The organism is Microbacterium sp. 05T445 (genome assembly GCF_056395865.1).
In genome coordinates this window covers 722615-748723 of the sequence record NZ_JBFTKJ010000001.1, presented here as the reverse complement: position 1 = coordinate 748723, position 26109 = coordinate 722615, and the positions used below count along the sequence as shown (strand labels likewise).

Below are 26109 nucleotides of genomic sequence, written 5' to 3'. Positions count from 1 at the left end.
GGCGCCCCGCCGGCGTCTAAGCCAGGGGCAGGGCGTCGGGTCGCCGCAGGCGACGGCCGGGCGCGGGCGCCGTTCGTCAGGAGGCCTCGCCATGGGCATGTCGATCGCACTCGTGACGGAGGCGGGCCTGGTCGAGCACACGCCGGACGAGCTGCCGTCCGTGCTGCACACGGGTGGCGTGGTGTGGGTCGACGTCCCGGAGTGGAGCGCCGAGGTCGAGGCGCTGCTGGCGGACGCGTTCCCGCTGCATCCGCTGGCACTGCAGGACTGCGCGCGGCGCAACCAGGTGCCCAAGGTGCACGTCTACGACGACAACGTCTTCATCGTGCTGCACGCGCCGCGATCGGGCACCGGCGGCCACGTGCACTACATCGAGCTCGACCAGTTCGTCGGGGCCGACTACCTCATCACCGTCCACGGGCCGCTGAACGAGGCCGTGCCGCCCGCCGACGCCCTGGTCGAGGTCGAACTGGTTCGCAAGCGGATCGCCTCGGGGAGGTTCCGGCCCTCCAGCGCCCACCAGCTCTCGCACGCGGTGGTCTCGGCGCTCACCGCCCGGCTGAAGGAGCACACCGCCGAGCTGACGCGCGACGTGTGGCGCCTCGAGCAGGCCGTGACGAGCAACCGATACAGCGACCCCGAGAAGTTCCTCGACGAGATGTTCCGCGCGCGGCACGGACTGCTCACTGTCAAGACGATGTGCACGCTGTCGGGCGAGGTGTACGGGCGGATGGCGCAGGTGCGGGTCTTCGGCGATGCCGCGGAGCCCCTCCTCGAGGACCTGGTGGACCAGTTCCACCGGCTGGGCGTGATGGCCGAGGGGCAGAAAGAGTACCTCCAGGGCACGATCGAGTTCTACCAGGCGCGGACGAACACGAAGATGACGATCGCCGCCGAGAGGCTGGCCGTCATCGCCGCGGTGACGCTGCCGGTCACCGCGCTGTCGTCCGTCTTCGGCATGAACGTCATCGTGAACGCCCAGACGCACTGGGACTGGCTCCTTCTGCTGCTGGGAATCATGGCGGTCATGTCGTCGGCGCTGCTGGTGTGGACCAAGCGCAAGGGCTGGTGGTGATCGGCGGCGGCCGGGATGCCTCCGGCCGTCGTGTCAGGAAAGGCCCCGGTAGGCTGGAGGGGTGACACCGACAGCGCCGGGCTCGCACATCGCGGGCAAGCTGGGCCTGACCGACCGCATCTTCGCGGGGACGCGCTCGCGCACCCTGCTCAAGACCGTCGAGGCGGGCCTGAAGCGCGTCGACCGCGCCCTCGAGCGGGAGCTGCGCGTCGCCGACGCGCTCGCCGATGCGACCAGCCGCTACCTGTACGACGCCGGCGGCAAGCGCGTGCGCCCCATGCTGGCGCTGCTGACCGCCCAGCTCGGCGACGGCGCGACCGAGGAGGTCATCGAGGCGGCCACGGCGCTCGAGATGACCCACCTGGGCTCGCTGTACCACGACGACGTGATGGATGCCGCCGACAAGCGCCGTGGTGTTCCCAGCGCCCACGCGGTGTGGGGCAACAACGTCGCGATCCTCACCGGCGACCTCCTGTTCTCCCGCGCCAGCCAGATCATGGCCCGCCACGGCGACCGCGCGATCCGCCTGCAGGCCGACACGTTCGAGCGGCTGGTGCTCGGCCAGATGCACGAGACGGTCGGCCCGTCCGAGAGCGACGACCGCGTCGCGTTCTACCTCCAGGTGCTCTCCGACAAGACCGGCTCGCTCATCGCCGCCGCGGCGCAGTCGGGCATCATCTTCTCGAACGGCCCGGCGGAGTTCGAGCAGGCGATGGTGACGTTCGGCGAGAAGGCGGGCGTCGCGTTCCAGCTGCTCGACGACGTCATCGACCTCTCGGCCGACCCCGACGAGACCGGCAAGGTGCCCGGCACCGACCTGCGTGCGGGCGTGCCTACGATGCCCTACCTCGTGCTCGGACAGCGGACGGATGCCGCGGCCGTCGAGCTGCGCGAACGCATCGACGAGGGCGTCGCCCTCATCGCCGACGGCGCAGACCCGGCCATCCTCGACGAGCCGCTCGCGCAGCTGCGCGAGCACGACGCGACCCAGGCCACCCTCGACCTCGCCAACGCGTGGTCGACCGAGGCGATCGACGCGCTCGCGCCTCTTCCCGACGGTGCCGTGCGCGAGGCGCTCACCCGCTTCGCGCAGGCCGTCGCAGACCGCTCCAGTTAGCCCGCACCCGTCTCGTCCGCTTCGCCCGCTCGACGACGGGGCCGAGGCGAGTGCGGAATCCGAAAGGACCACCCATGACCAAGCTCCGGCTGGCGATCGTCGGTGCAGGACCGGCGGGCATCTACGCCGCCGACATCCTGCTGAAGGCAGAGCGCAAGTTCGACGTGTCGATCGACCTGTTCGAACAGCTGCCGGCGCCCTATGGGCTTGTCCGCTACGGCGTCGCCCCCGATCACCCGCGCATCAAGGGCATCATCACGGCCCTGCGCGAGGTGCTCGACCGCGGCGACATCCGCATCTTCGGCAATGTCCGGTTCGGCGAGGACATCACGCTGGACGACCTCAAGCACCACTACCACGCGGTCATCTTCGCCACCGGCGCGATCCGCGACACCGACCTCGACATCCCGGGGATCGACGCGGCCGGTTCCTACGGCGCGGCCGACTTCGTCAGCTGGTTCGACGGGCACCCCGACGTGCCGCGTGAGTGGCCGCTGGATGCGGCATCCGTCGCGGTCGTCGGCAACGGCAACGTGGCACTGGACGTGTCTCGCATGCTCGCTAAGCACGCCGAGGACCTGCTGCCGACCGAGATCCCCGACAACGTCCACGAGGGACTCGCCGCCTCGAAGGTGACCGACGTGCACGTGTTCGGCCGCCGCGGTCCTGCCAACGTCAAGTTCACCCCGCTGGAGCTGCGCGAGCTCGGCGAGCTGCGCGACGTCGACATGGTCGTCTACGACGAGGACTTCGACTACGACGACGCGGCCCGCGCCGCGATCGCGAGCAACAAGCAGGTCATGGTGATCGACCGCGTGCTGCAGTCGTGGCGGAAGCGGGACTCGGTCAACAACGCCGGCGGCACGGCATCGCGCCGCCTCCACCTGCACTTCTACGCCAAGCCCGTCGAGGTGAAGACGGATGCCGAGGGCCGCGTGTCGGCGCTCGTCTACGAGCGCACGCGCCCCGACGGCGAGGGCGGGGTCGTCGGCACCGGCGAGCTGCGCGAGGTGCCGATCCAGGCGTTGTACCGCGCCGTCGGCTACTTCGGGTCGCCCCTGCCGGGCGTGCCGTTCGACAAGAAGCACGGCGTGATCCCCAACCGCGAGGGTCAGGTGCTGAGCAAGGACTCGAACCAGCGCGTGAACGGCGTCTACGCCACCGGCTGGATCAAGCGGGGACCGGTGGGTCTCATCGGCCACACCAAGTCCGATGCGATGGAGACCATCCGCCACCTCATCAACGACCAGGGCACCTGGTGGCAGCCGGCCGACCCGTCGGAGGCGGCCATCCCCGAGCTGCTCGCCTCCCGCGGCGTCGCCTGGACCGACCTGGACGGCTGGCACCGCCTGGACGAGCACGAGATCGCGCTCGGCGCGCCGCACGAGCGTGCGCGCATCAAGGTCGTGCCCCGCGACGAGATGGTGACGATCTCGCGCGGCGAGTGAGCCGCCACGCGCCGACCCGCGCGGTGAGCGCGTCCGCGCGCCCCCAGCCCTAGGCTGGGGCCATGGCCTCGCAAGCCTCCGTGTGGGTCCCCGACATCCTGGGGAAGCCGTTCGAGCAGTCGACGCTGCCGCTCGGCGTCGACGGTCTTCACGGGCCGCTCGTGGCGACGCTGGTGCGCAGCCTGCCGCATCCGCTCGCGCGGCTGTTCGGTGAGCTGCGCGACGTCGACGTGCTGTACGTCCACGGGTGGTCGGATTACTTCTTCCAGCGCGACGTGGCGGAGTTCTGGACCCGCAGGGGGGCGCGGTTCTACGCCCTCGACCTTCGCCGCTACGGACGGAGCCTGCGCGAGGGGCAGACGCCGGGCTACATCGACTCGCTCGACGACTACGACCTCGACATCGCCGCCGCCCTGAGCGCCATGGGTCACCGCGATCCCGACGTGCCTCAGGGCGAGACCGGTCGTGGTCGGCGGCTCGTGCTGCTCGGGCACTCCACGGGTGGGCTCACCCTCACGCTGTGGGCGGCGCGGCATCCCGGCGTGGCATCCGCCCTCGTCCTCAACAGTCCCTGGCTGGAACTGCAGCTCGGCACGCTGGGCAGGCAGGCGCTCGCGCCGCTGGTCGACATGCGGGCGCGACTGGATCCGCGCGGCACCCAGCCGGCCGTCGACGTCGGCTACTACACCCGCGCGCAGCAGGAGATCGGAAGCCTGCCGACGAGTCCCGAGCGCGCCGTGTGGCGGCCGGACCGGGGCTTTCCCACCGCGCCGGGGTGGCTCTCGGCGGTGATGGAAGGACACCGGCGCGTGGCCGGGGGCGTGGAAGTCGGATGCCCCGCCCTCGTCCTGCTGTCGGCGCGTTCGACGCCGCCGCTGTCGTGGAAGGAGTCGATGACCTCGACCGACTCCGTCCTCGTCGTCGACGACATCGCCCGCGCGGCGACGCGGATCGGACAGGTCGTCACGGTCGCGCGCATCGACGGGGCGATCCACGACGTGTTCCTCTCGCGTCCCGCTCCGCGTGCGCGGGCGTTCGCGCAGCTCGATCGCTGGCTCGCGGCGTACATATCCAGGGATTTGCCAATGTCCCCCGAAGAGGGGACAGAGAAAGTCTTGCTGTCCGGTTAAGATCGTATGCGAGACGTCCCCAGCGTCTCTCAGGGAAGGCCCTCCCCAAGTCTCCTTCCCTACCCCGTCGTCACGTGCCGCTCACCGGGGGGTGACGGGCGAGAGCTGACGACGATAGGCCCCGGGTGTCCCCAGCACCCGGGGCCTCTTACGTGTCTGCGACGGAGTCGTCGCGGCGCGTCGCCGGGCGCCGGGTCGGCCTGAGGCGCCTGCCGCGGTAATCTCGGTGGGACGACGGGAGCGCTCATGCAGGCCGGAGCCAACCTTCCGGCGGTCGGTGGTTACAACCAGACCGTGATCCTCGACGCGGTCCGTCGCTCCGCGGACGGCGTGAGCCGCGTCGAGCTCGCCGAGCAGACGGGACTGAGCCCGCAGACGGTGTCCAACGTGACCCGCCGCCTGCTGGACGAGGGGCTCATCGTCGACGCCGGCACCGTGGTCGTGGGCGTCGGCAAGCCGAGGACCATCCTGCGCCTCGAACCGACCGGACGCTACGCCCTCGGCATCCATCTCGACCCCACCGTCGTCACCGTCGTGCTGCTCGATCTCGCCTCGCGCGTGGTGGCCGACCGCACCATCCCGATGCCGGCCTCCGGGGACGCGCCTGCGGCGATCGCCGAGGTGATCGAGACCGCGCAGCAGCTGCTGCGGGAGTCCCGTGTCGATCGCACCCGCGTGATGGGTGCGGGAGTCGCGGCGCCGGGACCCATCGACCTCACCGCCGGCGCGCTGCTCGAGCCCCCACTGCTGCGCGGCTGGAAGGACGTCGCGATCCGAGACGCGCTCGCCGCGGGGCTCGGGATGCCGGTCCTCGTGGAGAAGGACGTCACGGCGGCGATCGTCGCCGAGCGGTGGGCGGGCACGATCGAGGGCCGCGGCAACGTGGCGTTCTTCTACTTCGGCACCGGCGTGGGCGCGGGGCTCGTGCTCCACGGCAACGTGATCCGCGGAGCCAGCGGCAACGCCGGCGACATCGGCAACCTCATGGTGGGCGATGAGGGCACGGGGACCGTGCGCACCCTGGGTGCCGCCGTCCTGCCGCGGTACATCGTCGACCGCGCGGTGGCCGCGGGCGTGCTGCCCGCGTACGACGGTGAGCCGGGCACGGAGGAGGTCCGTGGACGCTTCGCCGCGCTGGCGGAGGCCGCCACCCGCGGGGAGGAGCCGGCGGCGGGACTGCTCGATGCCGCGGCATCCGACATCGCCACCGGGCTCGTCCAGCTGATCAACATGCTCGACATCGACCGGGTGATCTTCGGCGGGCCGTTCCTCGCCGCCGCCGGCGGGTTCTTGATGGAGCGCGTGCCCGATCGCGTGCGGGAATCGCGCTACCGCATCGCGCCGCATCCGATCGAGTTCGAGGTGTCGGAGTTCGGCGACGATGTCGCCGCGATCGGGGCGGCCTGCCTCGTGCTCGACCATGCGTTCTCCCCGCGACCGGAAGGCCTTCTGATCGCACGGTGAGAGGGGTTTCCGAATAAATCCATTCGCTGTAGTATTAGCCGACGCCGCCCTCCGGAAGTCTGCCGGAGCCGGGACGGCGCGAACGCGAGGCTACGAAGGGGTACCGATGCGACGTACGGGAGCGATCGCGCTGTCCACGATGGCGATCGGGGCGGTGGCGCTGGCAGGATGCTCGGCGGGGGAGTCCGAGCAGGGTCCGACGATCACGGTCATGTACGAGAGCACCGACGCGTTCACCGCGCTCGACGACCTCTTCCAGAAGGTGAAGCCCGAGTTCGAGAAGGCCAATCCGGGAGTCACCGTCGAACTCCAGCCGGTCAAGGCGGGCGACGACGACTACAAGACCAAGCTGCAGCTCGCGCACCGCTCGGCCGAGACCGCGCCCGACGTCTTCTACGAGGACAGCTACACGGTCCAGGCCGACGCCAGCGCCGGGTACCTGCTCAAGCTCGACGACCACCTCGCCGACTGGCCCGACTGGGAGCAGTACAGCGACGCCGCGAAGGCGGCCGGCGACGGCGGCGACGGCACCTACGCCGTCCCGCTGGGGCTGGACACCCGGGTCATCTGGTACAGCAAGCCGATCCTCGAGGCCGCCGGCGTCACGGTGCCGTGGCAGCCGACCAGCTGGCAGGACATCCTCGACACGGCCGCGAAGGTGAAGGCGTCCGCTCCGGATGCCGTGCCCTTCAACATGTACATCGGCACCGGCATGGGCGAGGGGGCGGCCACCTCGTCGATCCTCCCGCTGCTGCTGGGCACCGGGGACGAGTTCTACGACGCTTCGAGCGGGAAGTGGGTCATCGGCTCGCAGGGGCAGGTGGACACGCTGGCGTTCCTGGAAGAGCTCTACGACAAGGGCTACGCGACCACGCCGCAGGCGGCGCTCGACCCCAACGTGTGGCAGGTCATCCTCGGCGAGGACTTCCCGCAGTCGCGGATCGGCGGCGCGGTGGAGGGGTCGTACCTGCCCTCGTTCTGGCAGGCCGGCGGATCATACGAATGGCCCTCCTACGAGGCCGACCTCGGTGTCGCGCTGTTCCCGACCCAGCACGGCGACGGCGACCGGTACGTGAGCGTGTCGGGCGGCTGGACGCTCGCGGTGGGGGCGAACAGCGACGAGCCGCAGCTCGCGTTCGACTTCCTCGCGATGGCGCTGAGCAAGGAGAACGCCCTCGCCTACGCGAAGCAGAACTCCCAGCTCGCGGCGCGCGCGGACGTCGCCGCGGATCCGTCGTACCTCGCATCGAACCCGTTCATGGACGAGGTGTCGGCAGCCGTGCCGTACACGCACTTCCGCCCCTCCACCGTCGACTACCCGCAGATCTCGATCGCGCTCCAGAAGGCCACCGAGGACGTCGTGGTCGGCGGGGTCTCCCCGCAGGAGGCGTCGGCCACCTACGACGAGGCCGTGATCGCCATCGTCGGCGAGGAAAACACGACGCGGCGGTGACAGTCTCGGCATCGAGCGGTTCCGGGCCCGAGGGCGCACCCCGAACAGGGAGGGCGGCTGCGTCAGGGGGTCGGACCTGGATCCGCTCGGTGCCGATCCTTCCGGCGGTCGCGCTCCTGCTCGTCTTCTTCGCCGGACCGATCCTGTGGGCGCTGTACGGGTCGTTCACGAACATGGCGCTGAGCGGACCGCAGGCCCGCGATCCCGAGTTCGTCGGCTTCGCGAACTACGCCCGCCTCGTGCAGGACCCCGACTTCTTCCGGGCGCTGTGGCTGACGGTGGTCTTCGTGGTCGCCTCGGCGATCATCGGACAGAACGTCCTCGGGATGTCGCTCGCGCTGCTGCTGCGGCGGGGCTCGCGCGCCGTCGGCGGAGTCGTACGCGCCATCGTGGTGCTGACGTGGGTGCTGCCGGAGCTGGTCGCGGCGTTCGTGCTGTACGCCTACTTCGCCCCGGGCGGCACCCTGAACCAGCTTCTCGGCCTCGCGGGCGTCCCGCCGACGGACTGGCTGTTCGTCGCGCCGATGGCCGCCATCGTGCTCGGCAACATCTGGCGCGGCACCGCCTTCTCGATGATGGTCTACGAGGCGGCCCTCGCCGGCGTCCCCGCCGAACTCACCGAGGCCGCCATGATCGACGGCGCCGGGGCCGGCCAGCGGTTCTTCCGCGTCGTGCTGCCGGTGATCCGCGGCTCGGTCGCGACCAACCTCATGCTGATCACCCTGCAGACGCTCGCCGTGTTCACCCTCATCTGGACGATGACCGCCGGCGGGCCGCTCGGCGCATCCACGACGCTGCCCGTGTTCGCGTTTCAGGCGGCCTTCAAGATGGGGGAGATCGGCTACGGCACCGCGGTCGCGGCGGTCATGCTCATCGTCGGGGCGGCCTTCGCGGCGCTGTACACCCGCACGCTGCAGCTCGGACGGAGCGTGTCGTGAGGCCCCGCCGGACCGCGGCGACCATCGCGCTCGTCGTCGTGGGGCTGTGCTTCCTCATCCCGCTGGCGTGGCTGTTCCTGGCGTCCGTCGACCCCGACGCGACGAACCGGCTGGCGCTGCCGACGACGCTGACGCTGGAGAACTTCTCCGACGTGTTCACGGTCGAGACGTTCCTGCTGCCGCTGGGCAACAGCATCCTCATCTCCACGGGGGTCGCCGTCACCTGCGTGGTGTGCGCGGTCCTCGCGGCATACCCGCTGTCCCGCTACCGGCTGCGCTACGGACGCAGCCTGATGATGACGATCCTGTTCGGCACGTGCCTGCCGATCACGGCGATCATGGTGCCCGTCTACGGACTGTTCGTGCAGCTGGGGATCCTCGACTCCCTGCCGGCGACGACGCTCTTCCTCGCGGCGACGGCCCTGCCGATGGCGGTCTGGATGACCAAGAACTTCATGGACGGCATCCCGCTCGAACTCGAGGAGGCCGCGTGGGTCGACGGCGCGTCGCGGCTGCGTGCTCTCGCGATGGTCGTCGTGCCGCTCCTGCGCCCGGGGCTGTCCGTCGTGTTCATCTTCACGTTCATCGAGGCATGGGGGAACTTCTTCGTGCCGTTCATCCTGCTGCTCTCGCCGAGCCTGCAGCCGCTGTCGGTGAGCATCTACTCGTTCTTCGGCCTCAACGGCGTGATCCAGTACGGGCAACTGGCCGCCTTCTCGATCCTGTACGCGGCCCCCGTGCTCGGCCTGTACCTGCTCGTCTCGCGCGGCATCGGCGGCTCGTTCGCCCTCGCCGGCGCCGTCAAGGGCTGACCCCCAGGAGGAACCCATGTTCGACGACTCCACCCTCGTCCTCGCCCGCATCGACCGGTTCCTCCGGGAGCGGGTGATGCCGGCGATCGAGCGGGAGGTCGTGCCGCTCGAGATCACCGCGTGGGAGGCGCCCGACGAGCCCGTGCCGTTCGCCGAGGCGTCCGTGCAGCCCTTCACCCCCTTCGCGGCCGGCATGCCGTGGGGCAGGCCGTGGGGCACGACCTGGTTCCGGTTGCGCGGCACGCTCCCGGCCGGGTGGCGTGCGGAGGAATGCGAGGTCGTCGTGGACCTCGGGTTCCAGGCGGGGCAGCCGGGGTTCCAGGCGGAGGGCCTGGTGTTCACCGCCGACGGGCGCATCGTCAAGGCGCTGGAGCCGCGCAACGGGCACGTCCCCGTTTCCGGGCACGAGATCGACCTGCTCGTGGAGGCGGCCTCGAACCCCGACATCGGCGCCGGCTGGACCTTCGCGCCCACCCCGCTCGGCGACAAGGCCACCGCGGGCGACGCCCCGATCTACACGCTGCGGCGGGCGGACCTCGTGCGACGGGATGCCGAGACCTGGGAGCTCGCCCAGGACATCGCGGTGCTGCGGGGCCTGTACGCCACGCTGCCGGCCTCCTCGGTGCGCGCGGCGCAGATCCTGCGTGCGCTCGAGCGCGCGGTGGACACGGCCGATCCCGTGGACGTCGGCGGGACGGCATCCCACGCGCGTGCCGCGCTCTCGGCGGTGCTGGCCGCCCCCGCGACCGCCAGCGCCCACCGCGTCACCGCCGTCGGTCACGCCCACATCGACTCCGCCTGGCTGTGGCCCGCGCGCGAGACCATCCGCAAATGCGCGCGGACGTTCTCCAACGTGCTCGACCTCATGGACCGCGACCCGCGGCTCGTCTTCGCCTGCTCGTCGGCGCAGCAGTACGCGTGGGTGAAGGAGTTCTACCCCGACCTGTTCGCACGCATCGCGCAGCGCGTCGCGGAGGGCCGGTTCGTGCCGGTCGGGGGCATGTGGGTCGAGTCCGACACCAATCTCCCCGGCGGCGAGGCGCTGGTGCGCCAGTTCGTGCGGGGGCAGCGGTTCTTCCGCGAGGAGTTCGGCGTCACCGCCCGCGAGGGCTGGCTCCCGGACTCGTTCGGGTACACGGCGTCGCTGCCGCAGATCATGGCAGGCAGCGGCATCCGGGCCTTCCTGACCCAGAAGATCTCGTGGAACGAGACCAACGCGTTCCCGCACCACACGTTCGAGTGGGAGGGTCTGGACGGCACCCGGATGTTCACGCACTTCCCGCCGGTCGACACGTACGCGGCCGAGCTCACCGCGCGCGAGCTCGCCCGCGCGGAGCGGCAGTATGCCGAGAAGGGCGCCGCCAACAGTTCGCTGGTGCCGTTCGGCTTCGGGGACGGCGGGGGCGGTCCGACCCGCGAGATGCTCGCGGCGGCACATCGCACCGCGTCGCTGGAAGGCTCGCCGCGCGTGAGCCTCGACTCACCGGCCCGGTTCTTCGCGGACGCCCGGGCGGAGTATCCGCACCCGCCGGTGTGGGCGGGGGAGCTGTACCTCGAGTTCCACCGGGGCACCTATACGTCGCAGGCGCGCACCAAGCGCGGCAACCGCAGCAGCGAGCACCTGCTGCGCGAGGCCGAGCTGTGGGCGGCGACGGCCGCCGCGCGCGCCGGTGCGGCCTACCCGTACGACGCGCTCGACGAGGCCTGGCGCATCGTGCTGCTGCAGCAGTTCCACGACATCCTCCCGGGCTCGTCCATCGCCTGGGTGCACCGCGAGGCCGAGGCGGGATACGCGCGGGTGGCCGAGGCGGCCGAGCGGGTCGTGGCCGATGCGGTGGCGGCGCTCGGCGACACCGCCGGCGGCGACATGTGGTTCAACGCGGCGCCGCATCCCGTCGACGGCGTGCCGGCGCTGGGCTCGGGGCGTCGCGCGCTCGGCGACGACGCCCGGCTGGAGCGGCACGACGGCGGCTTCGTGCTGGCCACGGCCCGCGCGAGGTTCGTACTCGACGAGGCGGGTCGCGTGACCTCGGCCACGGATGCCGCCACCGGCCGTGAGGCGATCGCGCCGGGCGGGCGCGCGGCCGAGCTGCAGGTGTTCCGCGACACCCCCGCGCGGTGGGATGCCTGGGACGTCGACGAGAACTACCGCCGCCACGGCGAGGCCGTCGCCGACGTGCGGTCCGTGGAGGTCGTCGAGGAGACGCCGCAGCGGGTCGCGGTGCGGTTCTCCCGCGCGTTCGGGGCGTCGACGGTCGTGCAGGAGTTCAGCGTGGCGGCGGGCGCCGCCCGGCTCGACGTCGTCACGGAGGTCGACTGGCACGAGCGGCAGCGGCTCCTCAAGCTCGCGTTCCCGCTCGACGTGCACACCACCGATGCGGCGTCCGAGGTGCAGTTCGGGCACGTCGTGCGCCCGATCCACCGCAACACGTCGTGGGATGCCGCCCGCTTCGAGACGAGCGCCCAGCGCTGGGTGCACGTCGGCGAGCCGGGGTTCGGCATCGCCGTCTCCAACGACGCCTCCTACGGCCACGACATCACCCGTCATGCCCGCGAGGGCGGCGGCACCACGACGCTGGTGCGCCAGTCGCTGCTGCGGGCACCGCTGTACCCCGACCCGGACGCCGACCAGGGCCTGCACGTGTTCCGCACGTCGCTGTGCGTCGGCGCGTCCATCCCGGACGCCGTGGCCGAGGGCTACCGCCGCAACCTCCCCCTGCGGCCCGGCGGCGCGGAGGTCGCGCCCCTCGTGCGGGTCGAGGGCGACGGCGTGGTCGTGGAGTCCGTGAAGCTCGCCGAGGACCGCTCGGGAGACGTGATCGTGCGGCTCTACGAGGCGTACGGGCGCCGGGCGGCGGCATCCGTCGTCATCGACGCGGATGTCGCCGACGTCGTCGTCACCGACCTCCTCGAGGACCCGCAGGCCGAGCCCGCGGCGGGCGGGCAGGTGTCACTGCAGCTGCGCCCGTTCGAGATCGTCACGCTCCGTGCGCGGCGCGCGTGACGCCGGAGGAGCGGATGCCGGTGGCCCCGGCATCCGTCGCCGTGTGACGCCGTCAGCCGGCCGACCGCGCGAGCACGCGCATGAGCAGCACATAGGTCGTGAGCGACAGCACGTAGCCGAGGAGGTACACGACCAGCTCCTGCGCGAGGAAGCGGGTGTAGTCGAGTGCGCCGTCCACCACGGCGGGCGAGTTCTGCGAGAGCAGGTACGCCGCGGTCTGCCCCGCCGCGAAGATGGCCAGGAGCGCGAGCACCGCCAGCAGCGCCAGCCAGATTCGGTTGCGCCACACGCGTCCCGTCGCCGCCATCGCCGTCGCCGACGACCAGTCCGGCACCTCGGGATCGAGCCAGCCGTTCACCTTCGGGATGAGGATGATCGCCGCGATGAACGCCGCGTTCAGCACGGTGCTGCCGATCCCGCTCAGCTGAAGGGAGCCGGCATCCCCGCGCACGAGCGTCGGGATCAGCAGGATGACCAGCACCGGCAGTGTCGCGACGACGGCCGACAGCACGGCCCGGAGAAAGCGCATGCCCCGAAGGCTAGCGGTCGACGGCGCCCGGTGGCGCGCCGACAGCGGATCGTCGGCTCCACGGCCGGCGTTCAGCTTCTGTGGGGGTCGGGCATGCTACGCTCTGGGGGCCGAGATCCGGCCTTCATCGCGTCCTCTTCCCTCTGCCTCATCGTAGAGAAGCAGATCCCACGACGCCGCGCCCCATCGGGCAGCGCTCATTCACATCGACTTCCCCGCCTCCGTCACCGTCACCGGTCCGAAGCGGCATCCCAGAACAGCATGTTCCCCCTCACATCAGCACAAGTAACCTCGCCGGCCTGGCGTCAGGCCGCACACGACGTGTTCGTCGCCACCGTCGGCGACGAGTACGCCGGCTTCGTCGCGGGCGCCGCCCACGGCTACGAGGCGCACAGCGCCATCGGCACCCACCTCGGCGTGCACGCCAGCCGCGAGCTCGCGTTCGCCGCCGTCGAGGCCGGTCTCCAGTCGTCGCCCCACCGTGCCACCGGCACCCCCGTCATCCGCCCGGCGATCGCACCCGCGCACGCCCGGCGCACCCATCGTTCGTTCCGTACATACCGGAACGGCACCCCCGGCCGCTCACGCGGCCCCAGCAGAAGAAGGAAAGACACGATGGCCACTGGCACCGTGAAATGGTTCAACTCCGAGAAGGGCTACGGCTTCATCGCTCCCGATGACGGCTCGGCCGACCTGTTCGCGCACTTCAGCGCGATCACCGGCGAGGGCTTCAAGGAGCTCCGCGAGGACCAGAAGGTGGAGTTCGACGCGGAGCGCGGACCCAAGGGCATGCAGGCCGCCAACATCCGGCCGCTCTGATCCCCGATCACGCTTTGCACCGGTCGGCCCCCTCGGGGGCCGGCCGGTTCTTCTTTGCCTGGACGCGCCGCGGCGTCAGCGGTAGTTGACGAACTGGAGGTCGACGTCGAGGTCGGCCGCCTTGAGGAGGCGCTGGACCTCCTGCAGGTCGTCGCGCGACTTCGACTGCACGCGCAGCTCGTCGCCCTGGATCTGCGACTTCACCGACTTGGGGCCTTCGTCGCGGATGATCTTCGAGATCTTCTTGGCGTTCTCGGACGAGATGCCGTCCTTGATGGTGGAGGTGATGCGCACCTCCTTGCCGCCGGCGACGGGCTCGCCGGACTCGAGGCTCTTCAGCGAGATGCCGCGCTTGATGAGCTTCGTCTGGAACACGTCCAGCACCGCCTTCGCGCGCTCTTCGCTGCTCGCCTTGATCAGGATCGCCTCGCCGCTCCACTCGATGGAGGCGCCGGTGCCCTTGAAGTCGTAGCGCTGCTCGACCTCCTTGCGGGCCTGGTTGAGCGCGTTGTCGGCCTCCTGGTGGTCGACCTTGCTGACGATGTCGAACGAGGAATCTGCCATGGCGGCATTCTATCGGCGGGGTGCCGCAGGCACGGGGAACCGATGCCGCTGCAAGCGGTTGCGGTGATGCTCCGGTCCGGTCATGATCCTTGCAAGCGATTCCATGAGTGTCGAAAGTCACGGCGAGATATCGATTCTCAGAGGCCGTGTTGCCAGCATCCGTGGCGTCATGCAGAATGTAAGCGCTTGCAGTATTGCGGGCCTCGAAGACCTTCGGCGAGAGCGTGAAGGTCGGCACCACACCAGCACTCAAGAGAGGCACCCACCAATGAAGGTGAACAAGAGGAGCATCGCGGCGTTCGGCGCGATCGCCGCTGTTTCCGCGCTGGCCCTGGCCGGCTGCGCGAGCGGAGGCGACTCGAACTCGGGCGACGACAGCAAGTCGGCAGGGGAGATCACGGTCTGGGTCGACGCCGACCGTGCCACCGTCCTCGAAGACGCGGCCAAGGACTTCACCGCCGACACCGGCGTGAAGGTCAAGCTCGTCCAGAAGGAGTTCGGCGACATCCGCGACCAGTTCGTGCAGCAGGTGCCGACCGGCAAGGGCCCCGACATCGCGGTGGGCGCGCACGACTGGCTGGGCACGCTCGTGACCAACGGCGTCGTGGCTCCGGTCGAGCTCGGCGACGCGGCATCCGACTACGAGAAGGTCGCCGTCGACGCGTGGAGCTACGAGGGCAAGATCTACGGCGTCCCCTACGCGATCGAGAACATCGGCCTGCTGCGCAACACCGACCTCGCTCCTGAGGCGCCCACCTCGTACGACGACATGATCGCCAAGGGCAAGGCCGCCGGTACCGAGTACGCGTTCCTCGTCGGCCTCGACCCCGAGGCGGCCGACCCGTACCACCTGTACCCCTTCCAGACCTCGTTCGGCGCCCCCGTGTTCGGCACCAACGCCGACGGCAGCTACAACCCCGACGACCTGCAGATCGGCAACGCCGGCGGCCAGGCGTTCGCCACGTGGCTCGCCTCGCAGGGCGCCACCGGTGCCGGCGTGTTCAACTCGAACATCTCGGGCGACCTCGCTCGCGAGAACTTCGTCGCCGGCAAGTCGCCGTTCTACCTCACCGGCCCGTGGAACGTGCCGGCCGCGCAGGAGGCGGGCCTCAACCTCGCCGTCGACCCGATCCCGTCGGCCGGCGGCCAGGCCGCCCAGCCGTTCGCCGGCGTGCAGGGCTTCTTCCTGAGCTCCGAGAGCAAGAACAAGCTCGCCGCCACCGAGTTCCTCGTGAACTACATCGGCAGCGAAGAGGTCCAGACCGCCCTCTACAAGGTCGGCGGCCGCACCCCGGCGCTGACCGCCGCCTATGAGGCCGCCGTCGCGAACGACCCGATCACCGCCGGTTTCGGCGCCGTCGGCGCCAACGCGGTCCCGATGCCGAGCATCCCCGCGATGGGTGCCGTGTGGGACTACTGGGGCGTCACGGAGACGGCCATCATCAACGGCACCGGCGGCGACCCCGTCGAGCTGTGGAACAAGATGGCCTCCGACATCCAGGGCGCCATCGGCTGACCCGTCGGTTCGGGGCGGCGTCCGTGAGGACGCCGCCCCGACACCACGTTCCCGCAGTTTCGGAAAGAGGAGCCGATGACGACGCCGACCATGGACCGCGAAGCCGCGGTCGAGACACCCCCCAGCAAGAAGTCCAGGCGCGCCGCGCGCATCGCTGAGGCGGCCGGCGCCGGATGGAAGCTGCTGCTCTTCAAGGTCGTCGCGCTCGGCCTCATCGACGCCCTGGCACTGTACTCCGCGCTCGTGCTCTTCCAGAGCGAGCAGTGGGTCGCCGCGGCCGCCGTGGTGCTCGTCGCCGGCATCGCCACCTGGGTGTACTTCAGCCGCGGCAACCTGCCCGCGAAGTACCTGATCCCCGGGCTCATCTTCCTGTTGATCTTCCAGATCTTCGTCGCCGGCTACACCGCGTACATCGCGTTCACCAACTACGGCACCGGCCACAACGGCTCCAAGGAGAGCGCGGTCAACGCGCTCATGCTCTCCGCGCAGGAGCGCGTGCCCGACTCGCCGGCGTACGACCTCGCCATCGTCGAGCGCCTGGGCGAGTTCTCGTTCCTGGTCACCGACCCCGACGGCGATGTCGAGCTCGGCGGCACCGACCGCCCGCTCGAGCCCGTCGACGATGCCGAGATGGACGGCGGCAAGGCCGTCGCGGTTCCCGGCTACAACACCCTGGACTTCTCGCAGATCGTCGCGAACCAGGAGGCGATCGCCGACATGGCGGTCCCGATCAGCGACGACCCGAACGACGGCTCGCTGCGCACGCCCGACGGGTCGGTCGCCTACGTGTACCTCTCCAGCCTCGCGTACGACGAGGCCGCGGGCACCATGACCGACACCCGCACCGGGACGGTGTACTCCGACATCGGCACGGGAGCGTTCACCGCCCCCGACGGCACCGAGCTCATGCCCGGCTGGCAGATCACGGTCGGCTTCGACAACTTCGTCCGCGCGTTCACCGAGGAGTCGATCAGGGCGCCGTTCTTCTCGGTGCTCGTCTGGACGTTCGTCTTCGCGTTCCTGTCGGTGTTCACCTGCTTCGCGCTGGGCCTGTTCCTCGCGATCGTGTTCAACGACCCGCGCATGAAGTCGAAGAAGTACTACCGGGTCATCATGATCCTCCCGTACGCGTTCCCGGGCTTCCTCTCGGCGCTGGTGTGGGCGGGCATGATGAACCAGGAGTTCGGCTTCATCAACGTCGTCCTCTTCGGCGGTGCCGACATCCCCTGGCTCACCAACGAATGGCTGGCGAAGTTCAGCATCCTGCTGGTGAACCTGTGGCTCGGCTTCCCCTACATGTTCCTCATCTGCACGGGGGCGCTGCAGTCGATCCCCGAGGACGTGCAGGAGGCGGCCAAGGTCGACGGCGCGAGCGCCTGGCAGGTGTTCCGCAACATCAAGCTGCCGCTGCTGTTCGTCGCGGTCGCACCGCTGCTGATCGCGTCGTTCGCCTACAACTTCAACAACTTCAGCCTGATCTACATGCTGACCGGCGGCGGGCCCCGCGACGTCACCGCCGACATGAACGTCGGCGCCACCGACATCCTGATCACGATGGTCTACAAGGTCGCGTTCGTCGGGTCCAAGGCGGACTACGGGCTGGCGAGCGCCTTCTCGATCATCATCTTCCTGATCGTGGGCACGATCTCGGTGATCGCCTTCCGACGGACCAAGGCACTCGAGGAGCTGAACTGACATGAGCACCACCGACTCCGACAAGAAGTCGACGCTCGAGGAATTCGGCGAGAGCGTCGGCCGCGCCGAGGCGCTGATGGCCGCGCCGGGAGCACTCGAGGGATTCGACGCCCACGAGGGCGCCGGGGTTCGCGGCGAGGGACCGATGCCGCGACGCAAGTTCAAGAAGTACTTCCGCGAGACCGGGTGGCGCCACCTGGTCGGCATCGTGGTCGCGGTCTTCGCGATCTTCCCGCTGCTGTACGTGCTCTCGGCGTCGCTGAACCCGGGCGGCACCCTGCTGACGGCCAACGGGCTGTTCGGCAACCTCAGCATCGAGAGCTACATCGACTTGTTCCAGTCCGACACGCACCCGTACGGCGCGTGGTTCGTCAACACGCTCGTGATCGGCCTGGTCACGGCGGCGGGCACGGTCATCCTCGGGGCGCTCGCGGCGTACTCGTTCTCGCGCATGCGCTTCACGGGGCGCCGGTTCGGCCTCACGACCCTGCTCGTGGTGCAGATGTTCCCGCAGATGCTGGCGATGGTCGCGATCTTCCTGCTCATGGTGCAGATCGGCGACATCTTCCCGGCGATCGGGCTGAACAGCCAGATCGGCCTCATCATGGTGTACCTCGGCGGCGCGCTGGGCGTGAACACGTACCTCATGTACGGGTTCTTCAACACGATCCCCGCGTCCATCGACGAGGCCGCCAAGATCGACGGCGCCGGCCACGCGCGCATCTTCTTCACGATCATCCTGCGCCTGGTCGCGCCCATCCTCGCGGTGGTCGGCCTGCTGTCGTTCATCGGCACGTCCAGCGAGTTCGTGCTGGCGAGCATCATCCTCATCGACCCCGAGAAGCAGACGCTCGCGGTCGGCCTCTACAAGTTCATCTCCGACGAGTTCTCCAAGAACTGGAGCCTGTTCGCCGCGGGTGCGGTGCTGGCGGCCGTGCTGCCGGTGGCGCTGTTCCTCGCGCTGCAGCGCTACATCGTGGGCGGCCTCACCGCGGGCAGCGTCAAGTAGGGGATGCTCCGTCCCGGTGCCATGATCGGGACGGACACAACTGAAAAACAACACATGGGCTCTGCCATGGCCTCGGCCGTGCAACCACGTCGCACCGATCTCGCAACCGGCGGCGCCGCGCCGCCTGTCCTGGAAAGGCATGAGCATGATATCCCTGACTCCGCACCACGACGGCTCCCCGCTGTACGTGTCCGACCTCGCCCCGCAGCTCGGCGACGTCGTGACCGTGCGCCTGCGGGTGCCCGCGGGCTACGGACCCCTCGCCGCGGTGCGCACGCGGTCGAACCCCGATCACGAGCCGGAGTGGACGGATGCCTCCCTCCTCGGCACCGTCGACGGCTGGGACTGGTACGAGGCAACGGTGACCGTGCGCAACCCGCGCCACGGTTACCGCTGGCTGCTGGTGCACGAGGACGGCGGCGTGGAGTGGCTCAACCAGACCGGCCTCCACACGCTCGAGACGCTCGACGCCGAGGACTTCGCCCTGGTGGCGTACCCGGCGCCCCCGGCGTGGCTGAACGACGCCGTGATGTACCAGGTCTTCCCCGACCGCTTCGCGCGCTCGCCGCAGGCCGACACGCACCCGACGCCAGAGTGGGCGATCGCGGCGAGCTGGGACACCCCCGTCGACCCGGTCATGCCCGGGCGCTCGCAGCAGTTCTACGGCGGCGATCTCGACGGCGTCATCGAGAAGCTCGACCACCTGGTGTCGCTCGGCGTGAACCTGCTCTACCTCACGCCGATCTTCCCGGCGGCGTCCAACCACCGCTATGACGCGTCCAGCTTCCACAGCGTCGACCCGCTCCTGGGCGGCGACGAGGCGTATGTCCGGCTGATCGAGGCGGCGCATGCCCGCGGCATCCGTGTCATCGGCGATCTCACGAGCAACCACTCCGGCGACCGGCACGAGTGGTTCCAGGCGGCACTCGGCCACCCGGGTGCGCCCGAGGAGGAGTTCTACTACTTCACCGACGAGGGCAACACCGAGTACGAGTCGTGGCTCGGCACGCCCACTCTGCCGAAGTTCAACTGGGCGTCGCAGGAGCTGCGCCGCCGGTTCATCGACGGTCCCGACTCGGTCGTGGCGAAGTGGCTGAAGCCGCCGTACAACGCCGACGGCTGGCGCATCGACGTCGCGAACATGACCGGGCGCCTGGGTGAGGTCGACCTGAACGCCGAGGTGCGGCAGCTGCTGCGCAAGACGATGATCGAGATCAACCCCGACACGATCCTGCTCGGCGAGTCCACGAACGACGCTGCGAGCGACCTGCAGGGCGACGGCTGGCACGGCGCGATGACGTACCCGTCGTTCACGCGCCCGCTGTGGGGATGGCTCTCCGAGCCGACCGGCGCACCGTTCCTCACGGCCGAGGGCGTCGAGCGCACCGAGCCCTGGTTCTTCGGCCAGCCGATCGGCGGCATCCCGCGCTACACCGCGCAGCAGTTCGTCGACGCGGTCGTGCGCTTCACCGGCGGCATCCCGTGGCGGGTGCGCCTGGGCAACATGCAGCCCCTCGACACGCACGACACCGGGCGCTTCGCCACCAACGCCGGGCCAGGCACCGTGCCGGTCGCGGTGGGGCTCATGGTGACGCTCCCGGGGCTGCCGGTCGTGTTCGCGGGCGACGAGTTCGGCCTGACCGGCGCCGAGGGCGAGGACAGCCGTACCCCGATCCCGTGGGGCACCGAGAGCGAGCCCGCGGTGGCCGACCGGCTCGAGGTCTACCGCGAGCTCATCGCGCTGCGCCACGCGCACCCGACGCTGTCGACCGGAGGCCTGCGCTGGATCCACGTCGACGACGACACCGTCGTGTTCGTGCGCGAGTCCACCGACGAGACGCTGCTCGTACTGGCCGCGAAGGGCGACGCGGATGCCGAGATCCCGGCGGGCGCCCTGCCCGGAGCCGCGGCGGCGGAGGCCGTGTACGGCGACGGCACACTCGCGGTCGCCGGCGACGGCGCGGTGCTGCTGTCGGCGGACGGTCCGGCCTTCGCGGTGTGGACGCTGCCCGGGGTCAAGGTGCCCGCGGACGGCGCGCGGTGACCGCACCGGAGCGGTTCGACGAGCTCAGCAGCGCACTGGCCGCCGGCGTGCGCGAGCACGATGGGCTCGTCGGACTCGTGCTGCTGGGCTCCGCATCGGATGAGGCGCGCGCCCGGCGCGACGAGTGGTCGGATCACGACTTCTTCGCCCTCATCGAGCCCGGGCGCGGGCCGGAGATCCGGCCCGACCTGTCGTGGCTGCCCGACCAGGACCGGCTCGTGCTCACGGCGCGCGAGGGGGAGATCGGCTTCGTCGCCGTCTACGACGACGCCCACGTGTTCGAGTTCGCGTTCTCGGATGCCGCCGAGCTCGCCGGCGCCCGTGCCGCCGATGCGACGATCCTCGTCGACGACGAGGCCGGCACCACGGCGACGCTCCTCGCCGAATCCCGGGCGCGCACGGCCGGGGACGACCTGTTCGACCCGGCGAACGACGTGCGGCTCGTGCTCGTGAAGCTGCTGATCGGCGTCGGCCGCGTCCGGCGCGGAGAGCTGCTCAACGGCAACGCGTTCATCCGGCAATGGGCGGTGCAGCTGCTGGTGCGGGCGATCCGCGGGCGGTTCGCCGCGGCATCCACGTCGCTGCGCGACGCGAACGACCCGATGCGCCGCTTCGAGCGGGACTTCCCGGTGTGGGGCGCGCACATCGCGGCGTCTCTCGACCTGCCGATCGAGGAGTCCGCCTACGAGCTGTACCGCCTCACCCGAGCGATCCTCGAGCCGGGCTGGGACGAGTTCCCCACGCGCGCGGCCGACGTCGTCGCCGAGCGGCTGGGCTGGTAGCGACGACGACCCCGAGCGGATGCCGCCGCCACCCCGCGCTGCGTGCGCGGGGTGGCGGCGGCATCCGTCGTTCGTAGACTGGGTCGGCGAGGAGGTGCCATGCGCCCGCTGACCGAAGAAGACGTGCGTTCGTCGTTCGTGAACGCGTCGCCCGACGAGCTGCGGCTCGTCACGCTGCCCGCCGATTTCGTCCTCACCGACTGGGATCACCTCGACTTCCTCGCGTGGCGCGACCCGCGCACGCGCGGCCGGGGCTATCTCGTGGCCGAGGTCGACGGCCAACCGGTCGGCATCGTGATGCGTGCCGCGGAGGGCTCTCCGCACGTCCGTGCGGCGATGTGCAACCTGTGCCACACGATGCAGCCGGCCGACCAGGTCGTGATGTACACCGCGCGCAAGGGCGGTGAGGCGGGTGCCCACGGCGACAGCGTCGGCACATACATCTGCGCCGATCTGTCGTGCCACGAGAACGTCCGTCTGGCCGCGCCCCTCGCTCCGAACGAGGTGCGCGCGAGCGTCGACCTCAAGATCGACGGCACCCGCCGGCGCACCGAGGCGTTCGTCGGCCGCGTGCTCGAGACCGCAGGGGTCAGGCGATGACGGTCGTGGTGGTGGGCGACGCCCTCATCGACGAACTGCGCGACGACCACGGTGTGCGCGAGTTCGTCGGCGGCGCCGCGCTCAACGTGGCCGTGGGACTGAGGCGGCTGGGGGTTCCCACGACTCTCATCGCCATGCTCGGCGACGACGAGCCGGCGTCGCGGGTGCGCAGCTACCTCGCCGACTTCGGCGTCGAGCTGATCGCGACGTCGTCGCCGCTGGGCACGGCGCGCGCGGTGAGCACCCGCACCGGCGGCGGTGAGCCCACTTACGAGTTCAACGAGGCGTCCCAGCGCCGCCGCATCCGCTTCGGCGACGCGGAGCGAGCGGCGATGAAGGATGCCGACCTCGTCGTGGTGAGCTGCGTCGCGTTCGACGACGCCGAGCAGGCGGCGGAACTGGCCGACGCGATCGCCGAGGCGGAGGCATCCGTCGCCGTCGACCCGAACCCGCGCACCGGCATGATGCGCGACAAGGCGGAGTTCGTGCGGGGGTTCGAACACCTCGCCGCGCATGCGGCGCTGGTGAAGGTGGGCGAGGACGACGCCGCGCTGCTGTACGGGACGAGCCTCGACGCCTTGCGCGCGCGTCTGATCGACCTCGGCGCGGGCGCCGTGCTGGCCACCGAGGGCGCCGCGGGCGCCACGATCGAGGCCGGCGACGCCGTCGCGACCCAGCCCATCTCGAGTCTTCCCGGTCGCATCGTCGACACCATGGGCGCCGGTGACGCGGCCTTCGCGGCGACCGTCGCGGCGCTCGTCTCCGGCACGCCGGCGACTGCCGACGAGTGGGAGACGGTGCTGCAGAGCGCGATGGATGCCGCCGCCGCGACGTGCCGCTTCGAGGGTGCGCTGCTGCGCACGCCCGACGCCGTGAGGGGCATGGATCTCGACAGCATCGGCACGTGAACGGCGTCGATTTCTGACCTCGCGCATCTACGCGTAAGATTGTGGATCGCGCCTCCGGTCGTCTGGAAAAGTCGGACGGGTGCGCATTGGCGAGTTACCCAAGCGGCCAAAGGGATCTGACTGTAAATCAGCCGTCTTAGACTTCGGGGGTTCGAATCCCTCACTCGCCACCAACGTCGAAACGCGCCCCGCTTGCGGGGCGCGTTTCGACGTTTCCGACCTGCGCTGCGGGATTCGAACCGCGGCGCGAAGCGTCGCGTTCGATGGGCCCCTCCGCCAGAGGCTCCGCGCGGCGCGAAGCGACGTGTGGAGGGGCGGTGGGACCCTCACTCGCCACCAACGCAGGCGCCCCCTCGTGGGGCGCTTCGTGGTTTCGGGGAGCGCTAGCCTGGCGCCATGATGTGGACGGCCACCGGAACCCTCACCGCAGAGGCCGCGACGCGGCATCCGCAACTCGTCGCGACCCCCGTCGCCAGTGCGCTGGCGGCGCTCGATCCCGAGGTCGCCGCGACCGTGGGCGTCGCGGCGATCGACGCGGCGCTCGCCGACACCGCCGCGTTCTGCGAGCGGTACGGCGTCGCGCCGGAGGCGTCGGCCAACTGCGTCGTCGTCAAGGGCAAGCGCGGCGGCGAGGTGCGCTTCGCCGCGTGCATGGTGCTCGCCACGACACGCGCCGACGTCAACGGCGTCGTGCGGCGGCGGCTGGACGTGCGCAGCGCCTCGTTCGCCCCCATGGACGAGGCGGTCGCGCTGACCGGCATGGAGTACGGCGGCATCACCCCGATCGGGCTTCCCGCCGACTGGCCGATCTTCGTCGACGCCGCCGTCGAGGCCGCGCCCGAGGTCGTCATCGGCGGGGGAGCGCGCGGCAGCAAGCTGTTCCTGCCGGGGCGGACGCTCCTGGAGCTGCCGGGGGCCGAACTGGTCGAGGGACTCGGGCGGGCGATCGGCTGAGGCATCCGAGCCTCCTCCCAGTGGGGCGCGGAGTCTCGCAGAGACCGGATCGGGCGCCGGCCGGCGCGCTGCGCTGTGCCGGTCGGTCTGGCTATTGCACTGCCTCGTCGAGTTCGGATAGCGCCGACACGACGGCCTCGGGATCGGCGTACTGCACGTAGTGGGATGTCGTCGTCGCGGTTGTGACGCGCACGTCTTCGCCCAGCGCCGCGTAATGAGCCCGGTCCGCGGCCGACGCCCCGTCGGCGAACACCACGATCGCCGGCACCGTCACCGCCGCGATCGCGGAGCTCGCTCCATCCAACTCTGCGAGGCTCGTGGCGAGCGCATCCGTGCTGTAGAGGAAACCGGCGCGCTCCCGCACCGCTCTGGGAAGGTGCCCTCCGGCGTCATCATCCAACTGCGCGACGACGAAGGGTCGCGTGAGCCCGACCGAAGACGCGGCGACCTGCAACGACGTGGCGACCAACGCCACTGGCGCAGCGTCACCCATGGTGGTCTCGTTGGTGGGGTCGATGAGCAGGAGGCCGCTCACCTGCGCGGGACTGCGGGCCGCGAACTCTCGGGCTATGAGTCCGCCCATCGAGTGGGCCACGATGATGAAGGGGCCGTCCTCGTGTGCCGCTGCGAGCAGCAGCGCCAGTTCGTCGGCCTCGTTCGCGGCGGTGCGTTCGCCGCGGGCCGGGGAAGACCAGCCGTAACCCAGCCGGTCGTACGAGCAGACACGACGCTCGACGGACAACGTCGCCTGCATGTCGGCCCAGTTGGTCGACGAGTCCCCGAGGCCGGACTCGAGGAGCACGGGTGGGAGGGCGGAACGGGGCCCCGCACAGTACAGGTGCCACGTGCGGGACTCGACGTTGACCAACGCCCCCGGTGGACGGAACCGCTCCCGTTCCTGGCTGACGATGATCGTCTCGACGAGGTGCGCGATGCAGAGCACCATCACGAGAAGTCCCGCGACCGACATGGCGATCAGTGCGCGCGGTCGTCGCGGGGTCGCCTGCCGGGTCACTTCGTCAGCATCACTCGTCACCCTCCCATGGTGCGGGCGGCCCGGCCACCGGCACATCCACCCGCGGTACGACATCGCGCGTCCAGAGGTGCGGGTCTGATCGGGCAGCCGGACGACTCCGCCGTGCCTGTCCGCTTCACTCCGGCGACCGGGCCACTCCGAGCGGGTGACCGTTGCGCAGCGGCGTGTCAGGATGGGCGTGCGGGCTCATCGCCCGCGCGAGGAGAGGAACGCCATGACCGTGCCCGACCCGTATTCGTCGGTTCCGCAGGCGACGGCCCAGCCGGCGCGGACGGATGCCTCCCACTCGCCGCTGCTGCGCGCTGCCATCTGGGTGGCGATCGGTGCGCTCATCGCCGCCGCGATCGTGTGCGTGGTGTGGGTGCTCCTCGGCTCGCAGAACGGCATCGTCGGGCGCGCGTTCCTCACGATCCTGCTGCTCGTCGGCTTCGCCGGCGTCGCGATCCTCGACGCGCATCTGGCGCCACAGCGTCCGGCCTGGTTCGCGCTGGCGAGCATGGCCTCGTGGATCATCGCGCTGCTGATCGGCGCGGTCATGATCTGGATGCCGGAGCGCTACCCGTGGCTGGGCGTCTCGCGATTCATCCAGTTCCTCCTGATCGTCCTGATCCTCCAGCTGGTGCTGCTGCATGTGCGCTTCTACCTGAAGGCGCTGCAGCGATACGACACCCCCTTCACGCGCACCGTCGCCATCATCACGGTGTCGCTCGTGGTCGCCCTCGCCGCGCTGCTGATCATCCCGCTCGCCTTCGGCGAATGGCTCAACCTCGCCGACATCTACTGGCGCATCGTGGTCGCCGTCGCGATCCTCGCAGCCCTCGGCACCGCACTCGTGCCGCTGGTGAACGTGCTGTTCGCCCCGAAGAAGGCGCACCCGTACCCCATCGCCGCCGTCGCTCCGGGGGCGCCGATGGCGCCGGCCGGTCCGGCGCCCGCCCCGGCCTCGCAGGAGCTGCTGCCGTGGCCGACGTACGTCGACGCGACGACCCCGCTCCCGATGCTGCCCGACGGGTCGCCCGACTGGAACGCGTACTACACCGGGTACCCGTCGCCCGGGGCGCACGTGTTCGCACCGGTCGAGCCCGCGCCGCCCGCGCCTGCCGCGCTGCCCGTGCCGGCTCCCGAGGCGGCCGCGCCTCAGCCGCCGGTCGCCCCCGGCTACGAGGGCTACCCGCCCCCGCCCCCTCTGCCGCCGCGTCCGTAACGCTCCTG

The 26109-nt window shown here is 70.5% G+C and carries 22 protein-coding genes and 1 tRNA gene; 20 read left to right on the top strand and 3 right to left on the bottom strand.

Annotated features, from left to right (window positions below; translation table 11 throughout):
* Nucleotides 1-91: 91 nt before the first annotated feature.
* The 9 genes from AC1DDU_RS03625 (at nt 92) to AC1DDU_RS03585 (ending at nt 12441) form a co-directional block, all read left to right on the top strand.
* Nucleotides 92-1075, top strand: coding sequence for a magnesium transporter CorA family protein (locus tag AC1DDU_RS03625; RefSeq protein ID WP_477431257.1), 984 nt, complete (start codon nt 92-94; stop codon nt 1073-1075).
* A 61-nt stretch (nt 1076-1136) separates the two neighbouring features.
* Nucleotides 1137-2192, top strand: coding sequence for a polyprenyl synthetase family protein (locus AC1DDU_RS03620; RefSeq protein WP_477431256.1), 1056 nt, complete (start codon nt 1137-1139; stop codon nt 2190-2192).
* 74 nt (nt 2193-2266) lie between these two features.
* Complete coding sequence (locus AC1DDU_RS03615; protein ID WP_477431255.1) at nt 2267-3640, top strand: FAD-dependent oxidoreductase; 1374 nt, start codon at nt 2267-2269, stop codon at nt 3638-3640.
* 62 nt (nt 3641-3702) lie between these two features.
* On the top strand, nt 3703-4770 hold the full coding sequence (locus AC1DDU_RS03610) for an alpha/beta hydrolase (RefSeq protein WP_477431254.1): 1068 nt from the start codon (nt 3703-3705) through the stop codon (nt 4768-4770).
* A 246-nt stretch (nt 4771-5016) separates the two neighbouring features.
* Nucleotides 5017-6234, top strand: a complete 1218-nt coding sequence (locus AC1DDU_RS03605; protein WP_477431253.1) for an ROK family transcriptional regulator — start codon at nt 5017-5019, stop codon at nt 6232-6234.
* A gap of 106 nt (nt 6235-6340) precedes the next feature.
* Nucleotides 6341-7687 (top strand): extracellular solute-binding protein, encoded by a 1347-nt coding sequence (locus AC1DDU_RS03600; protein WP_477431252.1) that lies wholly within the window; start codon nt 6341-6343, stop codon nt 7685-7687.
* 89 nt (nt 7688-7776) lie between these two features.
* Entirely contained in the window at nt 7777-8625 is an 849-nt protein-coding gene (locus AC1DDU_RS03595; protein ID WP_477431251.1) for a carbohydrate ABC transporter permease, read from the top strand.
* Entirely contained in the window at nt 8622-9437 is an 816-nt protein-coding gene (locus AC1DDU_RS03590) for a carbohydrate ABC transporter permease (protein WP_477431250.1), read from the top strand. Before AC1DDU_RS03595 ends, AC1DDU_RS03590 begins: the two co-directional genes overlap by 4 nt.
* A gap of 16 nt (nt 9438-9453) precedes the next feature.
* Nucleotides 9454-12441 carry an alpha-mannosidase gene (locus AC1DDU_RS03585; RefSeq protein ID WP_477431249.1) on the top strand — a complete coding sequence of 996 codons (2988 nt, stop codon included), beginning with the start codon at nt 9454-9456 and terminating at the stop codon, nt 12439-12441.
* Nucleotides 12442-12493: 52 nt separating this feature from the next.
* On the opposite strand, the gene AC1DDU_RS03580 is transcribed toward AC1DDU_RS03585, so the two are convergent.
* Entirely contained in the window at nt 12494-12970 is a 477-nt protein-coding gene (locus tag AC1DDU_RS03580) for a hypothetical protein (protein WP_477431248.1), read from the bottom strand.
* 615 nt (nt 12971-13585) lie between these two features.
* Between AC1DDU_RS03580 and AC1DDU_RS03575 the strand changes: the two genes are divergently transcribed.
* Nucleotides 13586-13789, top strand: a complete 204-nt coding sequence (locus AC1DDU_RS03575; RefSeq protein WP_026059428.1) for a cold-shock protein — start codon at nt 13586-13588, stop codon at nt 13787-13789.
* Between the two features lie 75 nt (nt 13790-13864).
* Here AC1DDU_RS03575 and AC1DDU_RS03570 read toward each other — a convergent pair whose 3' ends face one another.
* Nucleotides 13865-14353 (bottom strand): YajQ family cyclic di-GMP-binding protein, encoded by a 489-nt coding sequence (locus AC1DDU_RS03570; protein ID WP_477431247.1) that lies wholly within the window; start codon nt 14351-14353, stop codon nt 13865-13867.
* A gap of 268 nt (nt 14354-14621) precedes the next feature.
* On the opposite strand from AC1DDU_RS03570, the gene AC1DDU_RS03565 reads away from it, so the two are divergent.
* The 9 genes from AC1DDU_RS03565 to AC1DDU_RS03525 all read left to right on the top strand — a co-directional run bounded on the left by AC1DDU_RS03565 (nt 14622) and on the right by AC1DDU_RS03525 (nt 23861).
* On the top strand, nt 14622-15869 hold the full coding sequence (locus AC1DDU_RS03565; protein WP_477431246.1) for a sugar ABC transporter substrate-binding protein: 1248 nt from the start codon (nt 14622-14624) through the stop codon (nt 15867-15869).
* A 75-nt stretch (nt 15870-15944) separates the two neighbouring features.
* On the top strand, nt 15945-17564 hold the full coding sequence (locus tag AC1DDU_RS03560) for an ABC transporter permease subunit (protein ID WP_477431245.1): 1620 nt from the start codon (nt 15945-15947) through the stop codon (nt 17562-17564).
* A gap of 145 nt (nt 17565-17709) precedes the next feature.
* A complete protein-coding gene (locus tag AC1DDU_RS03555) occupies nt 17710-18573 on the top strand; it encodes a sugar ABC transporter permease (RefSeq protein ID WP_477433412.1) in 864 nt (287 codons plus the stop codon).
* Nucleotides 18574-18718: 145 nt separating this feature from the next.
* The gene (locus tag AC1DDU_RS03550) at nt 18719-20617 is read left to right on the top strand and encodes a glycoside hydrolase family 13 protein (protein WP_477431244.1); all 1899 of its coding nucleotides are present in this window, start codon (nt 18719-18721) and stop codon (nt 20615-20617) included.
* Entirely contained in the window at nt 20614-21399 is a 786-nt protein-coding gene (locus AC1DDU_RS03545) for a hypothetical protein (protein WP_477431243.1), read from the top strand. The genes AC1DDU_RS03550 and AC1DDU_RS03545 overlap by 4 nt, the downstream gene beginning before the upstream one ends.
* A 99-nt stretch (nt 21400-21498) precedes the next feature.
* On the top strand, nt 21499-21999 hold the full coding sequence (locus AC1DDU_RS03540; protein ID WP_477431242.1) for an FBP domain-containing protein: 501 nt from the start codon (nt 21499-21501) through the stop codon (nt 21997-21999).
* Nucleotides 21996-22907 (top strand): PfkB family carbohydrate kinase, encoded by a 912-nt coding sequence (locus tag AC1DDU_RS03535; RefSeq protein ID WP_477431241.1) that lies wholly within the window; start codon nt 21996-21998, stop codon nt 22905-22907. The genes AC1DDU_RS03540 and AC1DDU_RS03535 overlap by 4 nt, the downstream gene beginning before the upstream one ends.
* An 88-nt stretch (nt 22908-22995) precedes the next feature.
* Nucleotides 22996-23080 (top strand) — tRNA-Tyr (locus AC1DDU_RS03530).
* A 226-nt stretch (nt 23081-23306) separates the two neighbouring features.
* Nucleotides 23307-23861: a YbaK/EbsC family protein gene (locus AC1DDU_RS03525; RefSeq protein ID WP_477433410.1), complete on the top strand. Its 555-nt coding sequence runs from the start codon at nt 23307-23309 to the stop codon at nt 23859-23861.
* A 91-nt stretch (nt 23862-23952) separates the two neighbouring features.
* On the opposite strand, the gene AC1DDU_RS03520 is transcribed toward AC1DDU_RS03525, so the two are convergent.
* Complete coding sequence (locus tag AC1DDU_RS03520) at nt 23953-24897, bottom strand: alpha/beta fold hydrolase (protein WP_477431240.1); 945 nt, start codon at nt 24895-24897, stop codon at nt 23953-23955.
* Nucleotides 24898-25111: 214 nt separating this feature from the next.
* Here AC1DDU_RS03520 and AC1DDU_RS03515 point away from each other — a divergent pair, with 214 nt between their 5' ends.
* Nucleotides 25112-26101, top strand: a complete 990-nt coding sequence (locus AC1DDU_RS03515; protein ID WP_477431239.1) for a hypothetical protein — start codon at nt 25112-25114, stop codon at nt 26099-26101.
* Nucleotides 26102-26109 lie beyond the last annotated feature (8 nt).